A 16,477-nucleotide genomic window follows, 5' to 3' on the forward strand; every position below is an offset into this window, starting at 1 on the left:
CGACGGGGGTATCAGGCCCCTACCCCATTGCTGGTGGCGTTGGCCCAACCGGTGGATGTCTTGGGATGTCTCCCCAATGCACCCGCCCCCGTCTGGGGATTTCGTGTCGCGCGTATAGGTCGAGCCTGCGGGCGGCGCAAGCCCTGAAATGCGATCTCAGCGGGCGGCTGTCATCAGGGCGACCAAATGATCAGGCCACCCGTTCATGAAAGGACCGGACTTGATCCTTGGCCCCCTTCAAGACCTGAAGTCCGGCCAGAAAGACCACCGCATTGCGCCCCTTTGATTTGGCTTGATACAAAGCGCGATCGGCAGCCTCCAACATTTTTTCGATCTCAACCGGAGACCGCATCCAAACCGCGCCCACAGAAATGGAGAGCGGCACCGCTTCGCAGTCAACAACAAACCCCGCGTCCGACACGACAGCGCGACACCGTTCGGCAATCATTTCCGCCTCCTTTGCGTCGATATTCGGCAAAATGACCGCGAATTCATCACCGCCGAGCCGGACAAAAACATCGTCCATCCGCAGCTTGTTCGAAACGAGCGAAACCACATGGCGAAGCACATCATCGCCTACGGAATGCCCATATGTGTCATTGGTTTGTTTGAATCGATCGACGTCGAAATATAGCAACGCGCGGCCAGCATTCGACGGCAAGGAGGAATTCAGGTCCGGATAGGTCAGATCCAACCCGCGCCGATTAAGAAGGCCGGTAAGGTGGTCTGTATTGGCGTTGACCATAGAGGCCTGGGCCTCAGAGATAAACGAAAACTCACCCGTCAAAAGGTGATGTATCAACAGGGCTCCGAGCACACTGGAGGCAACCATGTATGGGAATAGATTGGCAAACAGATCTGCCCACATCGCCTGAGGCGTGACAAAGATCGCAACGCCTTGACTGGACAAAAGCACCCCCAAGATCAGCGACTTGACCCACTTACGGATGTTCAGGTCTTTGATGAAAATCCGCCACAGACATCCCATAGAAAAGACCGTGGACATTCCCACGATTGCAGGGACGACGCCGGGTTCCCCGATATAGGTGCGATACACGATGCCCACGGTCAGGGTCATGGCCCCGGGAATGGGTCCTAGCAAGGCCGCGGCTGTTCCGACCAACAAGGACCGCATGTCAAAAATGCCCGCGTTGTTGGGTAGAATAATCGGGTCGGACATGGACATGACCAGCGCGAAGGAGAACATCGCCCCCATCAACGTCTTGTTTCGCAAGGCCTGACCGCCCCCCCTGTGCAGCAGGCTGATCATCAGAACCAACGCCATGATGAGCGCAATCGCGTCCACAAACGTCGTCATCATCTTCATCAGATCAGTCATTGGCCACACCATGAATTTCCATGGCTCAGCCCTACACGAAGGGTCCCTAATGATTGGTTACCCCGGCCCCGTTTAGTTGGGGCCGTGGTTGTGATTAGGTTAACGCTGCCTACAAGAAGACGCGTTCAACGACCCAATAGGCCCCCACAAGGGCGATGCCGATGCTGGCTGGCATGGCGACCATGTGGCGGTAGGTGTCAAACCGTTCCACCGCACAAGATGCCGACGACAGACCGCACAAAAAAGCGACCATGAACAAAAGCGGCAAATACGCCTCAACCGCGTCGGGGCCCATGGCAGAAATCGGGATCATCGCCAACGGCACGATCAAGATGGCAACGCCCATGTAGATCCATGCCGCAACGCGATTGACCTTCCCGTCCTCGCTGAGGCGAATGGCGCTGACCACGACGATAAAGGCCACCGAGATGCTAAACAGCTGCCCCAGTTCCACCCCGATGTTGAAGCCCAAAAGGGCCGGGATCACAGCACCGTCGGGCAGCCCGTATGCTGACAGAACCGAGGCGAAGCCGAGCCCGTGAAGCAGGCCAAATACAAAGATAAGCGCAGGCCGCCACGGGTTCAGACCATCGGTAAAGATGTTCTCAACCGCGATGTAGACGATCGAGGCCGCGATGATGCTTTCGACGATCCACATGTATTCATCCGGGATGTTGACGATACCCAGGGTTGCCAGCGCCAAGGTGACAGTGTGCGCGGCGGTAAAGGCGGTCACTTGCCACAGCAGCGGACGGATGCGGGCCGCCAAGAAAAACAGCCCCAAAACGAACAGAATGTGGTCCAACCCGAGGGGGACGATGTGTTCGACACCCACGGGAATAAAGCGGAAGAACGCCCCCCACCCGGTCAACTCATCGCCACCGGCCAGCTGGACCTCTTCGGTGAGGCCGCCGCCGGACAGATAGCCGTCCCAGCCGCCCTCAACGCCCATCTGACGCAGCACCAGAACGCCGTATTCAGCGGGCCATTCGATCTGCATGGTCGCCGCGTCATCGCCCAAGGGGGCGGAGAATTGCACGGTAGATTGGCGCACGACCTCAACATTGCCGACGGCAGGCACCGACACCGCATCAAGGGTCAGCGTGGCCGGCTCACCATTCACCAGAACGGTGATGTCATCGGCCATGGTGGGCCAATAACCCCGCAAGGCGGCTTCAAACGCTTCGGGGTCTTGGGCACGCAGGCTGTCGTAGACATCTGCTTCGGGGGCGTTTTCGGTATCTTCCAATCCGTCAAGATCAATCCCCGCCACGATGCTTTCGAAATTGCCTTCAAGGCTGAACGTAAGGCGGCCGTCCACGGACTCCATATCGCCAATGGTTGGCAGCACTTCATGGGCGGCAGCCGATGACGCCAGTGCGATCCATACCAACGCGGCTATTGACACCAGCCATTCCAGTGTCACCTTAGCCCCAACCCAACCGGAGTTTACAATGCGCATTCTTGCCGCCCTTTTTGCTTTCGTTTTTGCCCTGCCCGCCCAATCCCACGAATTTTGGATCGAACCGATCGACTACCAGATCGAACCGGACACTAAGTTGCAGGGCATCCTTGTCAACGGGGAAGAGTTTGAGGGATCGACATTGGCTTATCTGCCCTTGCGGTTTGACCGCTTCACCGTGGCGTCAGGAATACGGCAGGCGGATGTGGAAAACCGGATCGGGTCGTCGCCGGCCTTGGATACCGCCCCTTTTGGCGAAGGTCTGCATGTGGTCAGCTACCAGTCGCGCATGTCCACTCTGCCCTATACCGAGTGGCAGAAGTTTCTGAACTTTGCGGATCACAAGGATTTTCAGGACATCGAAGCGCGCCATGACGCCCGCGGGTTGCCCCGCGAGGGGTTCCGCGAAGGGTATTGGAGATTCGCCAAGACGCTCATTGGGGTCGGGTCATCCATCGGGCGCGATTTCCGCAGCGGGTTGGCCGTGGAATTTGTGGCCCTTGATAACCCCTACACTGACGATCTGTCGGACGGTCTGCGCGTGCAGCTTTATGTGCTGGACGACCTGAAAGCTGATGGTCAGGTGGAACTGTTTGAAAAAGCCCCCGATGGCACGGTTGAAATCACGTTGTACCGCACCGATGATGACGGCATTGCCACATTGCCCGTCAAAGCAGGTCACAGCTATCTGGTGGACCATGTCTATCTGCGTGAGCCGTCAGAGCAATTGGCCCAGCAGGCTGAGATTGAATGGGAAACCCTCTGGGCGGCACTGACCTTTGGGGTTCCCGAATAACAACGCTGAGGATCTGTGGCTGGCCGACCCTCCGGGGGGAGTTTTTTGGGCCAGATGAAGACGGGGGACGCGTCTAGCCGTTGAGGCGGCGTTCCAGATCGGCGTTGAAGGTCGCAAGGTCTTGGCCGGGATCAAGGTCTGTGACTGGGGATAGTGTCATTTGCACGTGGCGGCGGCCTTTCTGGCGGCCAAGAAAGCTCCAGAATTTGTCGTATTGGACGGGTTGGAATTGGCCCAATCCGTCGATGTGCAGCATCATCACCGGCGTGTCGGGATGATCGGCCAGAATATCGCGGACGCCGGACAGGTGCGGGGCGATGATTTCTTCGGGCTGGCGGCGGATTTTGCCTGCGGGGAACAGCAAGACGGAATTGCCGTTGCGCAGCACCTTGCCGATGATGTCCAGCACGGTTGCCTTGCGGGCCTGACGGCGGTCCGCGTCCCATGATTGTGGCGATGACATGGGGATCGCGCCGGACACATACATGGGCAACCACTGGGCTTTGTTGTGGTATTCATTCCAATGCACCGTGGGGCGCACCCGTGCTGTGGAATAGAGCATCGAGGCAATCAAGGGGCCGTCGTGGCGGCTGACATGGGTGGCGAGGATCAACGTGCCGGGCTGGGCCTGCAACAGATGTTTGCCGGAAACGCTGACATTATAGAACAGCGCGTAATAGCTGCGCACGAGCACGAAGAAAAAGTGCCGCGTCCAGCGCCCGAGTGTTTTGTCAAAGAACCGTTTCATATCCTACCCTTCCGTCATAACTCTGCGTCAGGTCTGCGCTGATCACAATCATGAACACTGTTCATATGGGTGCTTTATTCAAGGCCGAACCATCAAAGGTCAGGGAAACCTGACCTATCGGGACACATTGACCTCCCCCCGCAAAACCGCCATTCGAGGGGCATGAAACAGCCAGATATCCTTTGTATCGGATCGGTCCTGTGGGACATCATCGGACGGTCCACCTTGCACATGCGCGCGGGATCGGATGTGCCTGGCCATATCACCCGCCTGCCCGGGGGCGTGGCCCTGAACATTGCTATGACCCTTGTGAATTTCGGCCTGACCCCTGCGGTCTTGTCTGCCGTGGGACGCGATGCGGAAGGGAATGAACTGGTGGGTGAGGTCAGCCGCATGGGCATTCTGACCGATCACCTGTATCGGTCTGACGATCTGCCCACCGACGCCTATATGGCGATCGAGGGCGCCAACGGTCTGACGGCGGCCATTGCTGATGCCCATTCGCTGGAACAGGCGGGCACGAAAATCCTGCGGCCCCTGTCTGATGGCACCCTTGGCACCGATGCGGCCCCGTGGTCCGGCCTTGTGGCGCTGGACGGGAACCTGACACGGGACCTTTTGGGCGATATCTCAAAATCGGCTCTCTTTGCGGCGTCTGATCTGCGCGTGGCCCCGGCCTCCCCCGGGAAAGCGGAGAGGTTGCTGGCGCTTGTGGGTCACCCGTCTGCCACGCTTTATGTGAACCTTGAGGAGGCAGGGCTGCTCTGCCAGACCACATTTGCCGCCGCCGAGGACGGTGCGCGCGCGCTGGTGGCGCGGGGCGTGCACCGCGTCCTTGTCACAGACGGCGGCAACCCCGCAGCGGAGGCCCAAGGCGACACCCTGCGTCTGGCCCAGCCGCCTGAGGTGCTGGTGACCCGCGTCACAGGCGCGGGTGACACCTTCATGGCTGCCCATATCGCATCCGAAGTGCAGGGCATGGCCCCGCAAGCCGCCCTTGAACGCGCGCTGAACGCAGCCGCCACCTATGTTTCCGGAGGAACCCCATCATGATCCCCATTCAGTACAGCCCCGAGGTTCAGGCCGCCAAGGACGCAAGCAAAGCCATCGTGGCACTGGAATCCACCATCATCACCCATGGCATGCCCTACCCCCAGAACGTGGAAACCGCCCGTCTGGTTGAAGCGGACATTCGCGACGGCGGTGCCACACCGGCCACCATCGCGGTGCTGGCGGGCACGTTGCACATCGGTCTGACCGATGCGCAACTGGACCAGCTTGGACAGGCACAGGATGTCGCAAAGCTCAGCCGTGCGGATATGGCCGCCTGCATCGCCATGGGCGGCACCGGTGCCACCACAGTGGCCGCCACCATGATCGCGGCCCATCTGGCGGGGATTGAGGTCTTTGCCACGGGCGGCATCGGCGGCGTTCACAAAGGCGCGGAGACAACGTTCGACATCTCAGCCGATCTGCATGAACTGGCGCAAACCCCCGTGACTGTCGTGGCCGCGGGCGCCAAGGCCATTCTCGATCTGGAAAAAACCTATGAGGTGCTTGAGACCTTGGGCGTGCCGGTCATCGCCTACGGGCAAGACAGCCTGCCTGCCTTTTGGTCCGCGACCTCGGCCTTGCAGGCGCCCTTGCGGATGGATGATGCGGCCAGCATTGGCCGCGCCCACCGGATGCGCGCGGCCATGGGCCTGCCCGGTGGCCAGTTGATTGCCAACCCGATCCCGGCGGAGGCGCAAATCCCCGCTGAAACGCTGGCCCCCATCATCGCGCAAGCTTTGGCAGAGGCAGACGACCAAGGCATCGCCGCCAAAGCCGTGACGCCGTTTTTGCTGGGCCGGATATTTGAGTTGACCGAGGGCGCGTCGCTGACCGCCAATATCGCGTTGGTGCGCAACAATGCCCGTCTGGCTGCACAAATAGCAGGCAGTTTGGCCAGCTGAGGGGGCCAAACGCCCCGCCGCACATTGTGGATCACCCAAGCATCGCCTACATACCAGACAATCGCATGTTTTTCAGGCCGTAATTTCAGTGACCAACACCCCCGATCCACAACCGCGTCGTGGCTTTATCGCCAGTCTGCGTAACAATTTCATCGCGGGACTGGTGGTCATCGCGCCTATCGGTCTGACGTTGTGGCTGATCTGGACTGTGGTGGGTTGGGTCGACAGTTTCGTCTGGCCGTTTGTGCCGGACGCCTATCAGCCTGAACAATTGCTTAACCGTGTGATGGGCAACTCCAGCCCTGCGGATGAAAACTGGATCACCGTAAATGTACGGGGCATCGGGGTGATCATTTTCCTCGTCTTCACGATGCTGGTCGGCTGGATGGGCAAGGGCCTGTTGGGGCGCAGTTTCCTGCGTTGGGGGGAAGGCCTTGTGGCGCGGATGCCCATTGTGCGGTCCATCTACAATGGCGTCAAACAGATCGCGGAAACCGTTTTTGCCCAGACTGAGACCAGCTTTGATAAGGCCTGCCTGATCGAATATCCCCGCAAGGGCATCTGGGCGATTGGGTTTGTGTCGACCTCCACCAAGGGGGAGCTGTTGGACAAGGTGGGCGTCGGGCCAATGACCTCCGTCTTTGTGCCCACGACACCCAACCCCACATCGGGCTTTTTGCTGTTCTTCCCCACGGCCGACATTATCGAACTGGATATGTCGGTTGAAGACGCAGCCAAGCTGGTGATCTCCGCAGGGCTTGTCTATCCGGGCGAAAAAGACGCCGATATGCCGCCCGCTTTGGATGAGCTGGCTGATAAGATAAAATCTGGAAAATCAGGGATCTAAGAAGCGAACATCGCCTCAAGATCCACGGTGTCGCGTTCGTTCAGATCGTCAAAATGCGCATCCAGAAAACGGGTGGCCGCAGCCTGCCCCGCCGATTTCAACCGCGCCAGAACGACCGGATTGGGCACGGATTTCGTGGCCACGCTAAGGTCATTCATCAGGTCATCATCGGCAATCATATGCACCAAGACATCGCGCATGGCCCCGTGCGGGATCGTGCCGGACCGCAGCAGCCGTTTGACGAAATTGATCGCGCGCAATTCGCGCAACAGCGATGTGTTAAAGCTGATCTCGTTGATGCGGTTGGCGATGGCTTGCGGGTCCGTCGGGATGTCGTCGCGGTGCAGCGGGTTGATGTTGACGACGACAATATCATTGGGAACGTCGCCTTCGAACAGCGGAAAAAGCGCGGGGTTGCCGGTATAGCCGCCGTCCCAATATGTCTCCCCGTCGATCTCAACCGCCTGAAACAACGTGGGCAAACAGGCGGAGGCCATCAGGGCAGAACTGGTGATATCGTCACCGGTGAAAATCTTGATTTTGCCGCTGCGCACATTGGTGGCGCCGACGAACAACGCAGGCCCATCATCAGAACAGACATCGTTGTAGTGGAACTGCTCCACGATGGGCTTAAGCGGGTTCGAATAGAATTTTCCGGTCGTGTAAGGCGACATCATCCGCGTTGCCATATCAAAGGCCGCATAAGCAGGCGAATAGGCCATGGCTTGCGCCAGCAGCGGTGCGGCGGGGGCCACAGCATCCATCCACGCGATCAGCGCATCATCCGTCACAGCCCCGATTTGCCCCCAAAACCAATCCAAATTGGCCTTGGCCCCCGAACGCCCGTCTTTGGCCCATCCCGCCTTGAGGGCCGCGCCGTTCATCGCCCCCGCTGAGGTGCCGGACATGGCCGCAATCTCAATCCGCTCGTCATCAAGCAGCCGGTCCAGCACGCCCCATGTGAACGCCCCATGGGCACCGCCCCCCTGCAGGGCCAGATTGATCCGTTTCACCATGCGCCCAAATCCTCAACGAGGATTTGCCCACAAAATCTCGTTGAGATTTTGCCCCCTACCAAGGACCTCACAATGCGGTCCAACCGCCATCGACGGAAATGGTCGTCCCCGTGATCTGGGCCGCCGCATCGGAGGCCAGAAAGACCGCTGTGCCGCCCAGTTGTTCCACAGTGGCGAATTCCTTGCTGGGCTGACGTTTCAACAGCACATCGCGCACGACGGTTTCGCGGTCCATTCCGTATTCTTTCATTGTGTCGGGGATTTGCTTTTCCACCAGCGGGGTCAGCACGTAGCCGGGGCAGATGGCGTTGCAGGTGATGGGGTCCTCTGCCGTCTCAAGTGCCACAGTCTTTGACAGGCCCACGATGCCGTGTTTTGCCGCGACATAGGCGGATTTATAGGGGGAGGCCGTCAGGCCGTGGGCCGAGGCGATGTTGATGATCCGGCCCCAGCCGCGTTCCCGCATGCCTGTGACGGCTGCAGCCGAGGTGTGGAAGGCGGAACTGAGGTTGATCGCAATGATCGCGTCCCACTTGTCTGTGGGGAAATCCTCAATCGGGGCCACGTGCTGGATACCGGCATTGTTGATCAGGATGTCACATCCGCCTGCAGCCACCACCAAACGGCGGCAGTCTTCGGCCTTGGACATGTCGGCGGCGACATATTTCGCCTCAACCGAGAAATTTTCCGCGATCTGGGCGGCCAGTGCGTGATCTTCGTCGCGGTCCGTGAAGGAGTTCAGGATGACATTGGCCCCGGCCTTCGCCATCTCACGGGCCACGCCCAGCCCGATGCCCGAATTGGACCCCGTGATAACGGCAGTTTTTCCAGCAAGCGCGCCTGATGTGATCCCGGATGTGGTCATGGTCGATACTCCTTCATGTTGCACTGCAGCATAGCGGTGAAAGCGCTGGCGGCAATGGTGCTGCGCGGTCACGTCATCGCGACCTTGATCCCTCCGCCCTCCATTTATCGTCTTTGTGCCCCAATCTGTTCCCAATCGGCGGCTATTTTAGACTGATCCGCAGCACTCAGGCCCTGCCCCATGCCCTTTGACGGCCCCTTTTTGACCAACGCCAGCCCCACACGATTTTTATACGGATCGTTTGAGGACCGGGCTGGTGCGTGAGTCTTTCACGGCAGCGTCGTAACCGGCGAGGGGTTTGCCTTTGACGCTGCAACCGGCCTGCCCATCGCGGGTGAGGTCACGGGCATTTCTCTGCAGACCCGGTCAGAGACCGCGGTTCTGGCGACTCACGCCACACGCGAGCACCCAAACCACGATGTGGCCGTGCTGAACCATGTTTATGACGACAGCCCGACCGATTGGTTTGATCCTGCTTTGGTGTTCGAAGTGGCCGCCGCCGCCCCGCCCGCAGCCAAGGCCCAAAAGCCACGCGGGGCGGATCCGTCCCTGCATCTTGAAACCGGCGACATCCTCACCCGTGACGAGATGCGTGAGATTTTTGGGACGCGTCTGCGCAAGCTGGGGCAGATGTCGCGCAGCCTTACACGTCCCGATGTGGATTTCTGGGATATTGACCCAGAGCTGCCGTCTGCCCTGCGCGCGTCGGCCTGAACGCCGCGACTTTCGGTGCCATTTGGGCGGCCCGTCCGCGCCCGTCCGCAAACCGATTCTCTTAGGGTTAACGAAGGTTAATTGCGGGCCGCAGATTGCCTGCTCTCTTTCCCCATTTTACCCAATAAAACTTAGGCAGAAAAAAACCCTGGCCGAAGCCAGGGTTAAGTCATTGAGGCAGGTTTCATACAGGCAAGAAACCTATCGAGCAGTGCCCTTCTTATAAGCAAATGCTTGCCCGCATCCAAGCTAAAAGTTTGAAATGGTTTGTTTCCCCATCTAGGCTACTCCCAAAAGAAGCCATAATTCATCGGGGGAACCGCACCACATGACACGTCCATTCCTGACCCAAACGGGTCGATCCTTGCGCGCCCTGGCCCTTGCGGCCACCACATCCGCGCTGGCCGCCATTGCCACAGCAGAGCCTATGCATGGCATAGCTATGTATGGAGACCCTGCCCTGCCCCCAGATTTTGCGCACCTGCCCTACGCCAACCCGGACGCGCCCACGGGCGGCGCGATGGTCACATCGACCGTTGGCAGCTACGACAGCCTCAACCCGTTCATCACCAAAGGCACGTCCTATTGGCAGCTGCGGTTTTTGATGGGCGAAAGCCTGATGGCGCGGTCTTTGGACGAACCTTTCACGCTTTATGGGCTTCTGGCCGAATCGATTGAGACCGCCGAGGACCGCTCTTGGGTGGAATTCACCCTGCGCCCTGAGGCCCGATTCTCTGACGGCAGCCCCGTGACCGTCGAAGACGTCATCTGGTCCTATGAGACCTTGGGCACCATCGGCCATCCCCGTTATGCGGGCTTTTATTCCAAGGTCGACTCGATTGAACAGACGGGCGACCGGTCCGTGCGCTTCACCTTCAACGTCGAAGACCGCGAATTGGCGTTGCTGGCGGGCCTGCGTCCGATCCTGCAAAAGGCCCAGTGGGAGGGGCTGGATTTCGCAGAATCCGGCATCGACAACGTCCCCGTCGTATCGTCGCCCTACGTAATCACGGATTTCGAACCCAACCGGTTCATCGAATTCAGCCGTAACGAAGACTACTGGGGCGAAGATGTCGTGCCCTTTGTGAACGGTCTTTATAATCTCGACACCCTGCGGATCGAATTTTTCGGGGACGAAGTGGCCGCGTTTGAGGCGTTCAAAGTGGGCGAAGTAAACTCAAACCGCGAATTCAACGTGAACCGGTGGGAGAGCCAGTACAATTTCGAACTGCTGCAAACCGGCGAATACGTAAAATCCGTCCTGCCCCATTCACGCCCGTCCGGTATGACCGGTTTCGTGATGAACACACGGTCGGATCAGTTTGCCGACATCCGTGTGCGCGATGCGATGATGCATGCGTTCAACTTTGAATTCATCAACGACACGATCACGGGGGGCGCACAGCCGCGCATCACGTCCTATTTCTCCAACTCGCCCTTGGCGATGCAGGAGGGTCCGGCCACGGGCCGCGTTCTTGAATTCCTTGAACCCTTCGCAGGCAGCATCCCCGAGGATGCAATCAGCGGCTACGCCCTGCCCGTCTCTGACGGGTCTGAACGCAACCGCGCCAATATCGGCACCGCGTTGGACCTGATGGAACAGGCGGGCTACACCATCCAAGACGGCGTGATGACTGGCGAGGACGGCACGCCTTTTACCTTTGAAATCCTGCTCGAAAACGCCTCGACCGAAAACACGGCGATCATCGACATCTATACCGAAAGCCTCAGCCGGTTAGGCATCACCCCCACGGTGACCTTGGTGGATGGCGCGCAGTACAAAGAACGCACCGATGCCTATGATTTCGACATGACATACTACCGTCGTGGTCTGTCCCTAAGCCCGGGTAACGAGCAATACCTTTATTGGGGGGCCGAGGCTGCGAACACCACAGGGGGCCGGAACCTGATGGGGGTTCAGTCCGAAGCGATTGACGCCATGATCAACCGCTTGCTGACCTCGGACAGTCAGGACGATTTTCTGGCCGCCACCCGCGCCATGGACCGTCTGCTGACAGCTGGTCGCTATGTCATCCCGATCTATCAGTGGAACATCAGCCGCATCGCCCACGACGCGGATCTGAAATTCCCCGACACCATGCCGATCTTTGGCGACTGGCCAGGTTGGCAGCCGGACGTGTGGTGGTACGAAGAAGGGTAAAGCAACGGGGCATTCCTACGGGGGTGCCCCATCGTTCGGGAGGTCCCATGATCGAATTTTTCACCTCACTTGGCCTTATCGGCTATTTCGTCATCATCGTCGCGGTGCTGGGTCTGTGGAATTTGCGAAAGCTGATTTTTCTGCGCTCTGCCTTGGACAGCCAGCAGCACAAACTCTGGCGCCGCACCGGTGGCGGAACACCACCTGATCATTTGGAAGATAAGTTCTGACGCGCCGAAGCGCGTCACATCCCTGTTACAAACCTGCCCTACGCGGTCCTCATGAATATACTTGTCCTATGCACCGGCAACTCGGCCCGCTCAATCCTTCTGGAATCCATTTTCAACCGTGACAGCGGGGGCCGGGTGTCGGCGTGGTCCGCTGGCTCCACCCCGTCGGGCAAGGTCCATCCGCAGTCCCTGACCTTGCTGGCAGAAAAGGGCTATGAAACCGAGGGCCTCAGCTCCCAAAGTTGGGATGTCTATGCCCAGCCCGATGCGCCCAAAATGGACGTGGTCATCACTGTCTGCGACAGCGCGGCCGCCGAAACCTGCCCCTATTGGCCCACGACCAACGGCCACGCGCCTGTTCAGGCCCATTGGGGCATCCCTGATCCCGCTGCCGCGGCTGAGCCCGATTGGGACACGGCGTTCTCCACTGCCTACTCCCGTCTGCGCGAAAAGGCGGATGCGCTTCTGGCCTTGCCCATTGAAACCCTGTCGCCTACGGATCTGAAATCAGCCCTAAGCCAAGCCGGATCCCAATGACCGCACAAAGACTAGCCGCCGAAGCCCTTGGCACCGCCCTGTTGCTGATCGGCGTTGTGGGGTCTGGCATCATGGCGCAGACCCTGACGGACGACACTGCGTTGGCGCTGCTGGCCAATGCGATCGCCACGGGCTGCACTCTTTATTTCATTATCACTGTTCTGGGGCCGCTGTCCGGGGCGCATTTCAACCCGGTGGTGACTTTGGCCTTTGCGCTGAAGGGGGAACACCCGTGGTCTCTGACAGCGGCCTATATCCCTGTGCAAATCATCGGCGGCATTGCCGGTGTGTGGCTGGGTCACGTGATGTTTGATCTGGATATCATTCAGGCCTCCACCACGGCGCGCACAGGGCTGAACCAATGGGTGTCAGAGGTGTTTGCCACCTTTGGGCTGCTGTTTGTCATTTTCGGTGGGCTGCGCAGCCGTCCCGATGCGGTGCCCACATTGGTCGCCCTCTACATTACAGGGGCCTATTGGTTCACATCCTCCACCAGCTTTGCCAATCCGGCGGTGACCATCGCCCGAGGGTTCTCAGACACATTTGCGGGCATTGATCCGGCCCATATTGCAGGTTTCATCATGGCGCAACTGGTGGGCCTCGTCCTCTCATTGCCCTTGCTGGCATGGCTCTTTCGGTCTGAGAGCCATTAACCAAACCTCAATATTCCCATGATTGACTGAATGTCCCTTCCGCAGGGGAACCAATTTATCTGTCGCGCGTTTGGCAGGCAGTCAACCATGGGAGGATACCGATGTCTTGGACCACTGCACTGACCCACTGGCCCCACCTTTTGGAAAAATTGGCCGCTGATTTCCCGCACCTTGATCTGGCCGCGCTCAAACGGTTTCGCGGCGATCGTGACAAGATGGAACGGTATCTGGCCGACGCCCATGATCTGACAGCACGCGAAGCGCGCACTACTTTGGATGATTGGTTGATGTACCGCGCACCGGTAATTGCCAGCCAAGCGGCCGCCTGATCGCTACGCAAGCGATGTCACCCACAGGATCGTCGCATCCTCGGCTGACACCGAAATCACGTTGTGCCCCATGGAGGCATCATAATAGGCGCTGTCCCCGCGTTTCATCTCAATGGGTTCATAAAATTCGGTGTAAAGACGGATCACGCCGGTCAGCACATACAGGAATTCTTCGCCGTCGTGCCGGACCCAGCCGTCAAATTCATCGGCACTGCGCGCGCGCACCTGCGCGCGGTAGGGCAACATCTGCTTTTTGGTCAGACTTTCGGCAAGCAGTTCATGTTCATAGGTGGTCGTCGCATGGCCCGTTCCCTCGCCTGAGCGCGTGATGGCCATCCGCCCGTTCACCTGTTCCCGCTGAGGCGGCGTAAACAACTGCGGGACTGAGATTTGCAGCCCCACCGCCAGCTTCTTCAACGCATCATAGGTGGGCGACATTTGCCCGTTTTCGATTTTGGACAGTGTGGATCGCGCCAACCCGGCCTGTGTGGCCGCCTGTTCCAGCGTCCAGCCCTGGGCTTTACGCAATTCGCGCACCCGCACACCCAAATCCAAAGGCTGGGCCTGGGCATCCTCACCATTTTCACGCGCGATTGAGATAAGCTGTCTGGGATCTGTACTGGTCATGCCCCACCTATAGGGCAGCGCACGGGCCGCTTGCAACTCTGCCGCGCGCTGCGGTAGCGATCACCATGACCTATGCGCCCCCGCCCTGCCCTTTCAATATGGCCGCCCATGTGCTGGCGCGTGCTTTAGACGCGCCCGATAAAATTGCTCTGGCCGTGCTGGGGCCCGCGCGCGCGGAACGTTGGTCTTACGCGCGGCTGGAGGCTGCGGTGCGCGGCACCGCCACGGGATTGTTGCGATTGGGCCTGACCGCAGGCGACCGCGTCTTGATGCGTCTGGGAAACACGCCGGATTTTCCCATCACCTTTTTGGCCTGCCTTGCCGTCGATCTGATCCCCGTGCCCACGTCCCCCCAACTGACCGCCGCTGAAGTCACGGCGCTGGCCACGGGGCTGGACCCCAAAGCCATCATCGCAGATGACACAACGTCCCGCCCCGATCATCCGGCACCGGTCCTGACGACCAAGGCGTTGCAGGCCTTCCACGAGCTACCGCCAGCCGATTTTGTCATGGGTGATCCTGACCGCGCGGGGTACATCATCTTCACCTCCGGCACGTCCGGTCAGCCGCGCGGTGTGGTCCACGCCCACCGCGCCATCTGGGCGCGCCAGATGATGATGGACGGTTGGTATGGTTTGACAGCCCTCGACCGGATGCTGCACGCAGGCGCGTTCAACTGGACCTACACGCTGGGCACCGGCCTGATGGACCCTTGGACCATGGGCGCCACTGCACTGATCCCGGCACCAGATACGGCCCCTGCCATGCTGCCCCTGCTTGCCAAACGCCATGACGCGACGATTTTTGCAGCAGCGCCCGGCGTTTACCGCCAACTTCTGCGCGCGCCCATGCCAGCCTTGCCAAAACTGCGTCATGGGCTGTCGGCTGGTGAAAAACTGCCCGATACGGTCCGCGCTGGCTGGGAAGACGCGACGGGCACGCCGATATTTGAAGCCTACGGGATGTCTGAATGTTCGACCTTCATCTCCGCCAGACACACGACCCCCGCTGACGCGGGAACCTTGGGGCCACCCCAACCCGGTCGGCGGGTCGTCCTCTTGGAGGACGGATCGCCGGCCCAAAGCGGTGAAATCGCAATCCACCGCGATGATCCGGGCCTGATGCTGGGCTACCTCAATGCCCGCGCTGAGACCGCCGCGCGCCTTGCGGGGGCGTATTTCCGTACCGGCGACCGGGCCAGCCTCTCCCCCAATGGGCACATCATTTATGAGGGCCGCACGGACGATATGATGAACGCAGGAGGTTACCGCGTCTCCCCGATTGAGGTTGAAACCGCCCTCGCGCAACATAACAGCATCCTTGAAGCCGCCGCTGTTGAACTTCGCGTGAAATCAGACGCCTCGGTGATCGCGGCCTTTTACGTCGCGGACAATGTGATAGACGAAGACGAACTGGCCGCCCATGCGGCCCATTATCTGGCCCGCTACAAATGTCCGCGCCTGTTTATTCGCGTCGATGCCCTCCCCCGCGGGGCCAACAACAAACTGCTGCGCCGCCAGCTCCGCCAAGATTGGAACGCCCGCCATGGTCAAACTTGATATCCTGTCCGACCCGATTTGCCCGTGGTGCTATATCGGCAAAACCAACCTTGATCGCGCGTTGGAACAGATCGGCGATCATCCCTTTGAAATCGAATGGCATCCGTTCCAGTTAAACCCCGACATGCCTGGAGGCGGTATGGGCCGGCGGGAGTATCTTGAGGCCAAGTTCGGCGGCAAAGAGGGCGCAGTGCGCGCCTATGCCCCCGTGGTTGAGATGGCCGAGAAGGTCGGCCTAAAGATCGACTTTGAAGGCATGCAGCGCACGCCCAACACCATGGACGCGCACCGTCTGATCCACTGGGCAGGCATCGAACAGCGCCAGTCGTTTGTGGTGCAACGTCTGTTTGAGGCTTATTTCCGCGACGCCCGCGATATTGGTGATCATGAGGTCCTGCTGGACATCGCCGACGGCTGCGACATGGACGCCGCCGTGATTGGTAAACTTCTGGCATCGGACGCGGATGTGGCGGACATTCAAAAACGCGACGCCCACAGCCGCGAAATGGGTATTCAGTCCGTGCCAACCTTCGTGGTCGCCAACCAGCACGCCGTGCCCGGCGCGCAACCCACCGAGATGTGGGTCAAAGTCATCGGTGAGATCATGGACCAGATCGAGGCGGCCGAGTGACCCCAGCC

At 59.6% G+C, this 16,477-nt stretch carries 18 protein-coding genes; 12 read left to right on the forward strand and 6 right to left on the reverse strand.

The features are described from left to right. Nucleotides 1-190: 190 nt before the first annotated feature. Both ACTG36_RS10340 and ACTG36_RS10345 read right to left on the reverse strand, forming a co-directional pair. Nucleotides 191-1,339 (reverse strand): diguanylate cyclase, encoded by a 1,149-nt coding sequence (locus ACTG36_RS10340; protein WP_375280932.1) that lies wholly within the window; start codon nucleotides 1,337-1,339, stop codon nucleotides 191-193. Between the two features lie 109 nt (nucleotides 1,340-1,448). Beyond that, entirely contained in the window at nucleotides 1,449-2,801 is a 1,353-nt protein-coding gene (locus ACTG36_RS10345; protein WP_375280931.1) for a HupE/UreJ family protein, read from the reverse strand. On the opposite strand from ACTG36_RS10345, the gene ACTG36_RS10350 reads away from it, so the two are divergent. Then, nucleotides 2,794-3,597, forward strand: a complete 804-nt coding sequence (locus ACTG36_RS10350) for a DUF4198 domain-containing protein (protein WP_375280930.1) — start codon at nucleotides 2,794-2,796, stop codon at nucleotides 3,595-3,597. The genes ACTG36_RS10345 and ACTG36_RS10350 overlap by 8 nt on opposite strands. 73 nt (nucleotides 3,598-3,670) lie before the next feature. On the opposite strand, the gene ACTG36_RS10355 is transcribed toward ACTG36_RS10350, so the two are convergent. Further along, nucleotides 3,671-4,345: a lysophospholipid acyltransferase family protein gene (locus tag ACTG36_RS10355; protein ID WP_375280929.1), complete on the reverse strand. Its 675-nt coding sequence runs from the start codon at nucleotides 4,343-4,345 to the stop codon at nucleotides 3,671-3,673. A 162-nt stretch (nucleotides 4,346-4,507) separates the two neighbouring features. On the opposite strand from ACTG36_RS10355, the gene ACTG36_RS10360 reads away from it, so the two are divergent. From ACTG36_RS10360 to ACTG36_RS10370, 3 genes are all read left to right on the forward strand, one after another. After that, nucleotides 4,508-5,398, forward strand: a complete 891-nt coding sequence (locus ACTG36_RS10360; protein WP_375280928.1) for a PfkB family carbohydrate kinase — start codon at nucleotides 4,508-4,510, stop codon at nucleotides 5,396-5,398. Further along, on the forward strand, nucleotides 5,395-6,300 hold the full coding sequence (locus ACTG36_RS10365) for a pseudouridine-5'-phosphate glycosidase (protein WP_439142221.1): 906 nt from the start codon (nucleotides 5,395-5,397) through the stop codon (nucleotides 6,298-6,300). The genes ACTG36_RS10360 and ACTG36_RS10365 overlap by 4 nt, the downstream gene beginning before the upstream one ends. Before the next feature lie 82 nt (nucleotides 6,301-6,382). Beyond that, on the forward strand, nucleotides 6,383-7,147 hold the full coding sequence (locus ACTG36_RS10370) for a DUF502 domain-containing protein (protein ID WP_375280961.1): 765 nt from the start codon (nucleotides 6,383-6,385) through the stop codon (nucleotides 7,145-7,147). Here the strand turns inward: ACTG36_RS10370 and ACTG36_RS10375 are convergent. After that, nucleotides 7,144-8,163, reverse strand: coding sequence for a patatin-like phospholipase family protein (locus ACTG36_RS10375; RefSeq protein WP_375280926.1), 1,020 nt, complete (start codon nucleotides 8,161-8,163; stop codon nucleotides 7,144-7,146). The two genes, ACTG36_RS10370 and ACTG36_RS10375, sit on opposite strands and share 4 nt — an antisense overlap. Before the next feature lie 67 nt (nucleotides 8,164-8,230). Continuing rightward, nucleotides 8,231-9,028 carry a 3-hydroxybutyrate dehydrogenase gene (locus ACTG36_RS10380; RefSeq protein WP_375280925.1) on the reverse strand — a complete coding sequence of 266 codons (798 nt, stop codon included), beginning with the start codon at nucleotides 9,026-9,028 and terminating at the stop codon, nucleotides 8,231-8,233. Between the two features lie 426 nt (nucleotides 9,029-9,454). On the opposite strand from ACTG36_RS10380, the gene ACTG36_RS10385 reads away from it, so the two are divergent. The 6 genes from ACTG36_RS10385 to ACTG36_RS10410 all read left to right on the forward strand — a co-directional run bounded on the left by ACTG36_RS10385 (nucleotide 9,455) and on the right by ACTG36_RS10410 (nucleotide 13,652). Continuing rightward, complete coding sequence (locus ACTG36_RS10385; protein ID WP_439142224.1) at nucleotides 9,455-9,742, forward strand: hypothetical protein; 288 nt, start codon at nucleotides 9,455-9,457, stop codon at nucleotides 9,740-9,742. 328 nt (nucleotides 9,743-10,070) lie between these two features. Beyond that, nucleotides 10,071-11,903 (forward strand): extracellular solute-binding protein, encoded by a 1,833-nt coding sequence (locus ACTG36_RS10390; protein ID WP_439142226.1) that lies wholly within the window; start codon nucleotides 10,071-10,073, stop codon nucleotides 11,901-11,903. Between the two features lie 47 nt (nucleotides 11,904-11,950). After that, nucleotides 11,951-12,133 carry a hypothetical protein gene (locus ACTG36_RS10395; protein WP_375280922.1) on the forward strand — a complete coding sequence of 61 codons (183 nt, stop codon included), beginning with the start codon at nucleotides 11,951-11,953 and terminating at the stop codon, nucleotides 12,131-12,133. A 51-nt stretch (nucleotides 12,134-12,184) separates the two neighbouring features. Beyond that, entirely contained in the window at nucleotides 12,185-12,670 is a 486-nt protein-coding gene (locus ACTG36_RS10400; protein WP_375280920.1) for an arsenate reductase ArsC, read from the forward strand. Beyond that, on the forward strand, nucleotides 12,667-13,323 hold the full coding sequence (locus tag ACTG36_RS10405) for an aquaporin (protein WP_375280919.1): 657 nt from the start codon (nucleotides 12,667-12,669) through the stop codon (nucleotides 13,321-13,323). Before ACTG36_RS10400 ends, ACTG36_RS10405 begins: the two co-directional genes overlap by 4 nt. Before the next feature lie 101 nt (nucleotides 13,324-13,424). Next, the gene (locus ACTG36_RS10410) at nucleotides 13,425-13,652 is read left to right on the forward strand and encodes a hypothetical protein (RefSeq protein ID WP_375280918.1); all 228 of its coding nucleotides are present in this window, start codon (nucleotides 13,425-13,427) and stop codon (nucleotides 13,650-13,652) included. A gap of 3 nt (nucleotides 13,653-13,655) precedes the next feature. Here ACTG36_RS10410 and ACTG36_RS10415 read toward each other — a convergent pair whose 3' ends face one another. Continuing rightward, nucleotides 13,656-14,279: a helix-turn-helix domain-containing protein gene (locus ACTG36_RS10415; RefSeq protein ID WP_375280916.1), complete on the reverse strand. Its 624-nt coding sequence runs from the start codon at nucleotides 14,277-14,279 to the stop codon at nucleotides 13,656-13,658. Nucleotides 14,280-14,344: 65 nt separating this feature from the next. On the opposite strand from ACTG36_RS10415, the gene ACTG36_RS10420 reads away from it, so the two are divergent. Both ACTG36_RS10420 and ACTG36_RS10425 read left to right on the forward strand, forming a co-directional pair. Continuing rightward, on the forward strand, nucleotides 14,345-15,838 hold the full coding sequence (locus ACTG36_RS10420; RefSeq protein WP_439142230.1) for a class I adenylate-forming enzyme family protein: 1,494 nt from the start codon (nucleotides 14,345-14,347) through the stop codon (nucleotides 15,836-15,838). Next, nucleotides 15,825-16,469 (forward strand): DsbA family oxidoreductase, encoded by a 645-nt coding sequence (locus ACTG36_RS10425; RefSeq protein WP_375280914.1) that lies wholly within the window; start codon nucleotides 15,825-15,827, stop codon nucleotides 16,467-16,469. The genes ACTG36_RS10420 and ACTG36_RS10425 overlap by 14 nt, the downstream gene beginning before the upstream one ends. Nucleotides 16,470-16,477 lie beyond the last annotated feature (8 nt).

The sequence above is a fragment of the Pseudooctadecabacter sp. genome (genome assembly GCF_965657175.1).
Lineage (GTDB): Bacteria > Pseudomonadota > Alphaproteobacteria > Rhodobacterales > Rhodobacteraceae > Octadecabacter.

Coding starts and splice junctions, on each gene's coding strand:
- ACTG36_RS10340 (WP_375280932.1), bottom strand. CDS start 1,339: ATGACTGATCTGATGAAGATGATGACGACGTTTGTGGACGCGATTGCG.
- ACTG36_RS10350 (WP_375280930.1), top strand. CDS start 2,794: ATGCGCATTCTTGCCGCCCTTTTTGCTTTCGTTTTTGCCCTGCCCGCC.
- ACTG36_RS10345 (WP_375280931.1), bottom strand. CDS start 2,801: ATGCGCATTGTAAACTCCGGTTGGGTTGGGGCTAAGGTGACACTGGAA.
- ACTG36_RS10355 (WP_375280929.1), bottom strand. CDS start 4,345: ATGAAACGGTTCTTTGACAAAACACTCGGGCGCTGGACGCGGCACTTT.
- ACTG36_RS10360 (WP_375280928.1), top strand. CDS start 4,508: ATGAAACAGCCAGATATCCTTTGTATCGGATCGGTCCTGTGGGACATC.
- ACTG36_RS10365 (WP_439142221.1), top strand. CDS start 5,395: ATGATCCCCATTCAGTACAGCCCCGAGGTTCAGGCCGCCAAGGACGCA.
- ACTG36_RS10375 (WP_375280926.1), bottom strand. CDS start 8,163: ATGGTGAAACGGATCAATCTGGCCCTGCAGGGGGGCGGTGCCCATGGG.
- ACTG36_RS10380 (WP_375280925.1), bottom strand. CDS start 9,028: ATGACCACATCCGGGATCACATCAGGCGCGCTTGCTGGAAAAACTGCC.
- ACTG36_RS10390 (WP_439142226.1), top strand. CDS start 10,071: ATGACACGTCCATTCCTGACCCAAACGGGTCGATCCTTGCGCGCCCTG.
- ACTG36_RS10395 (WP_375280922.1), top strand. CDS start 11,951: ATGATCGAATTTTTCACCTCACTTGGCCTTATCGGCTATTTCGTCATC.
- ACTG36_RS10400 (WP_375280920.1), top strand. CDS start 12,185: ATGAATATACTTGTCCTATGCACCGGCAACTCGGCCCGCTCAATCCTT.
- ACTG36_RS10405 (WP_375280919.1), top strand. CDS start 12,667: ATGACCGCACAAAGACTAGCCGCCGAAGCCCTTGGCACCGCCCTGTTG.
- ACTG36_RS10410 (WP_375280918.1), top strand. CDS start 13,425: ATGTCTTGGACCACTGCACTGACCCACTGGCCCCACCTTTTGGAAAAA.
- ACTG36_RS10415 (WP_375280916.1), bottom strand. CDS start 14,279: ATGACCAGTACAGATCCCAGACAGCTTATCTCAATCGCGCGTGAAAAT.
- ACTG36_RS10420 (WP_439142230.1), top strand. CDS start 14,345: ATGACCTATGCGCCCCCGCCCTGCCCTTTCAATATGGCCGCCCATGTG.
- ACTG36_RS10425 (WP_375280914.1), top strand. CDS start 15,825: ATGGTCAAACTTGATATCCTGTCCGACCCGATTTGCCCGTGGTGCTAT.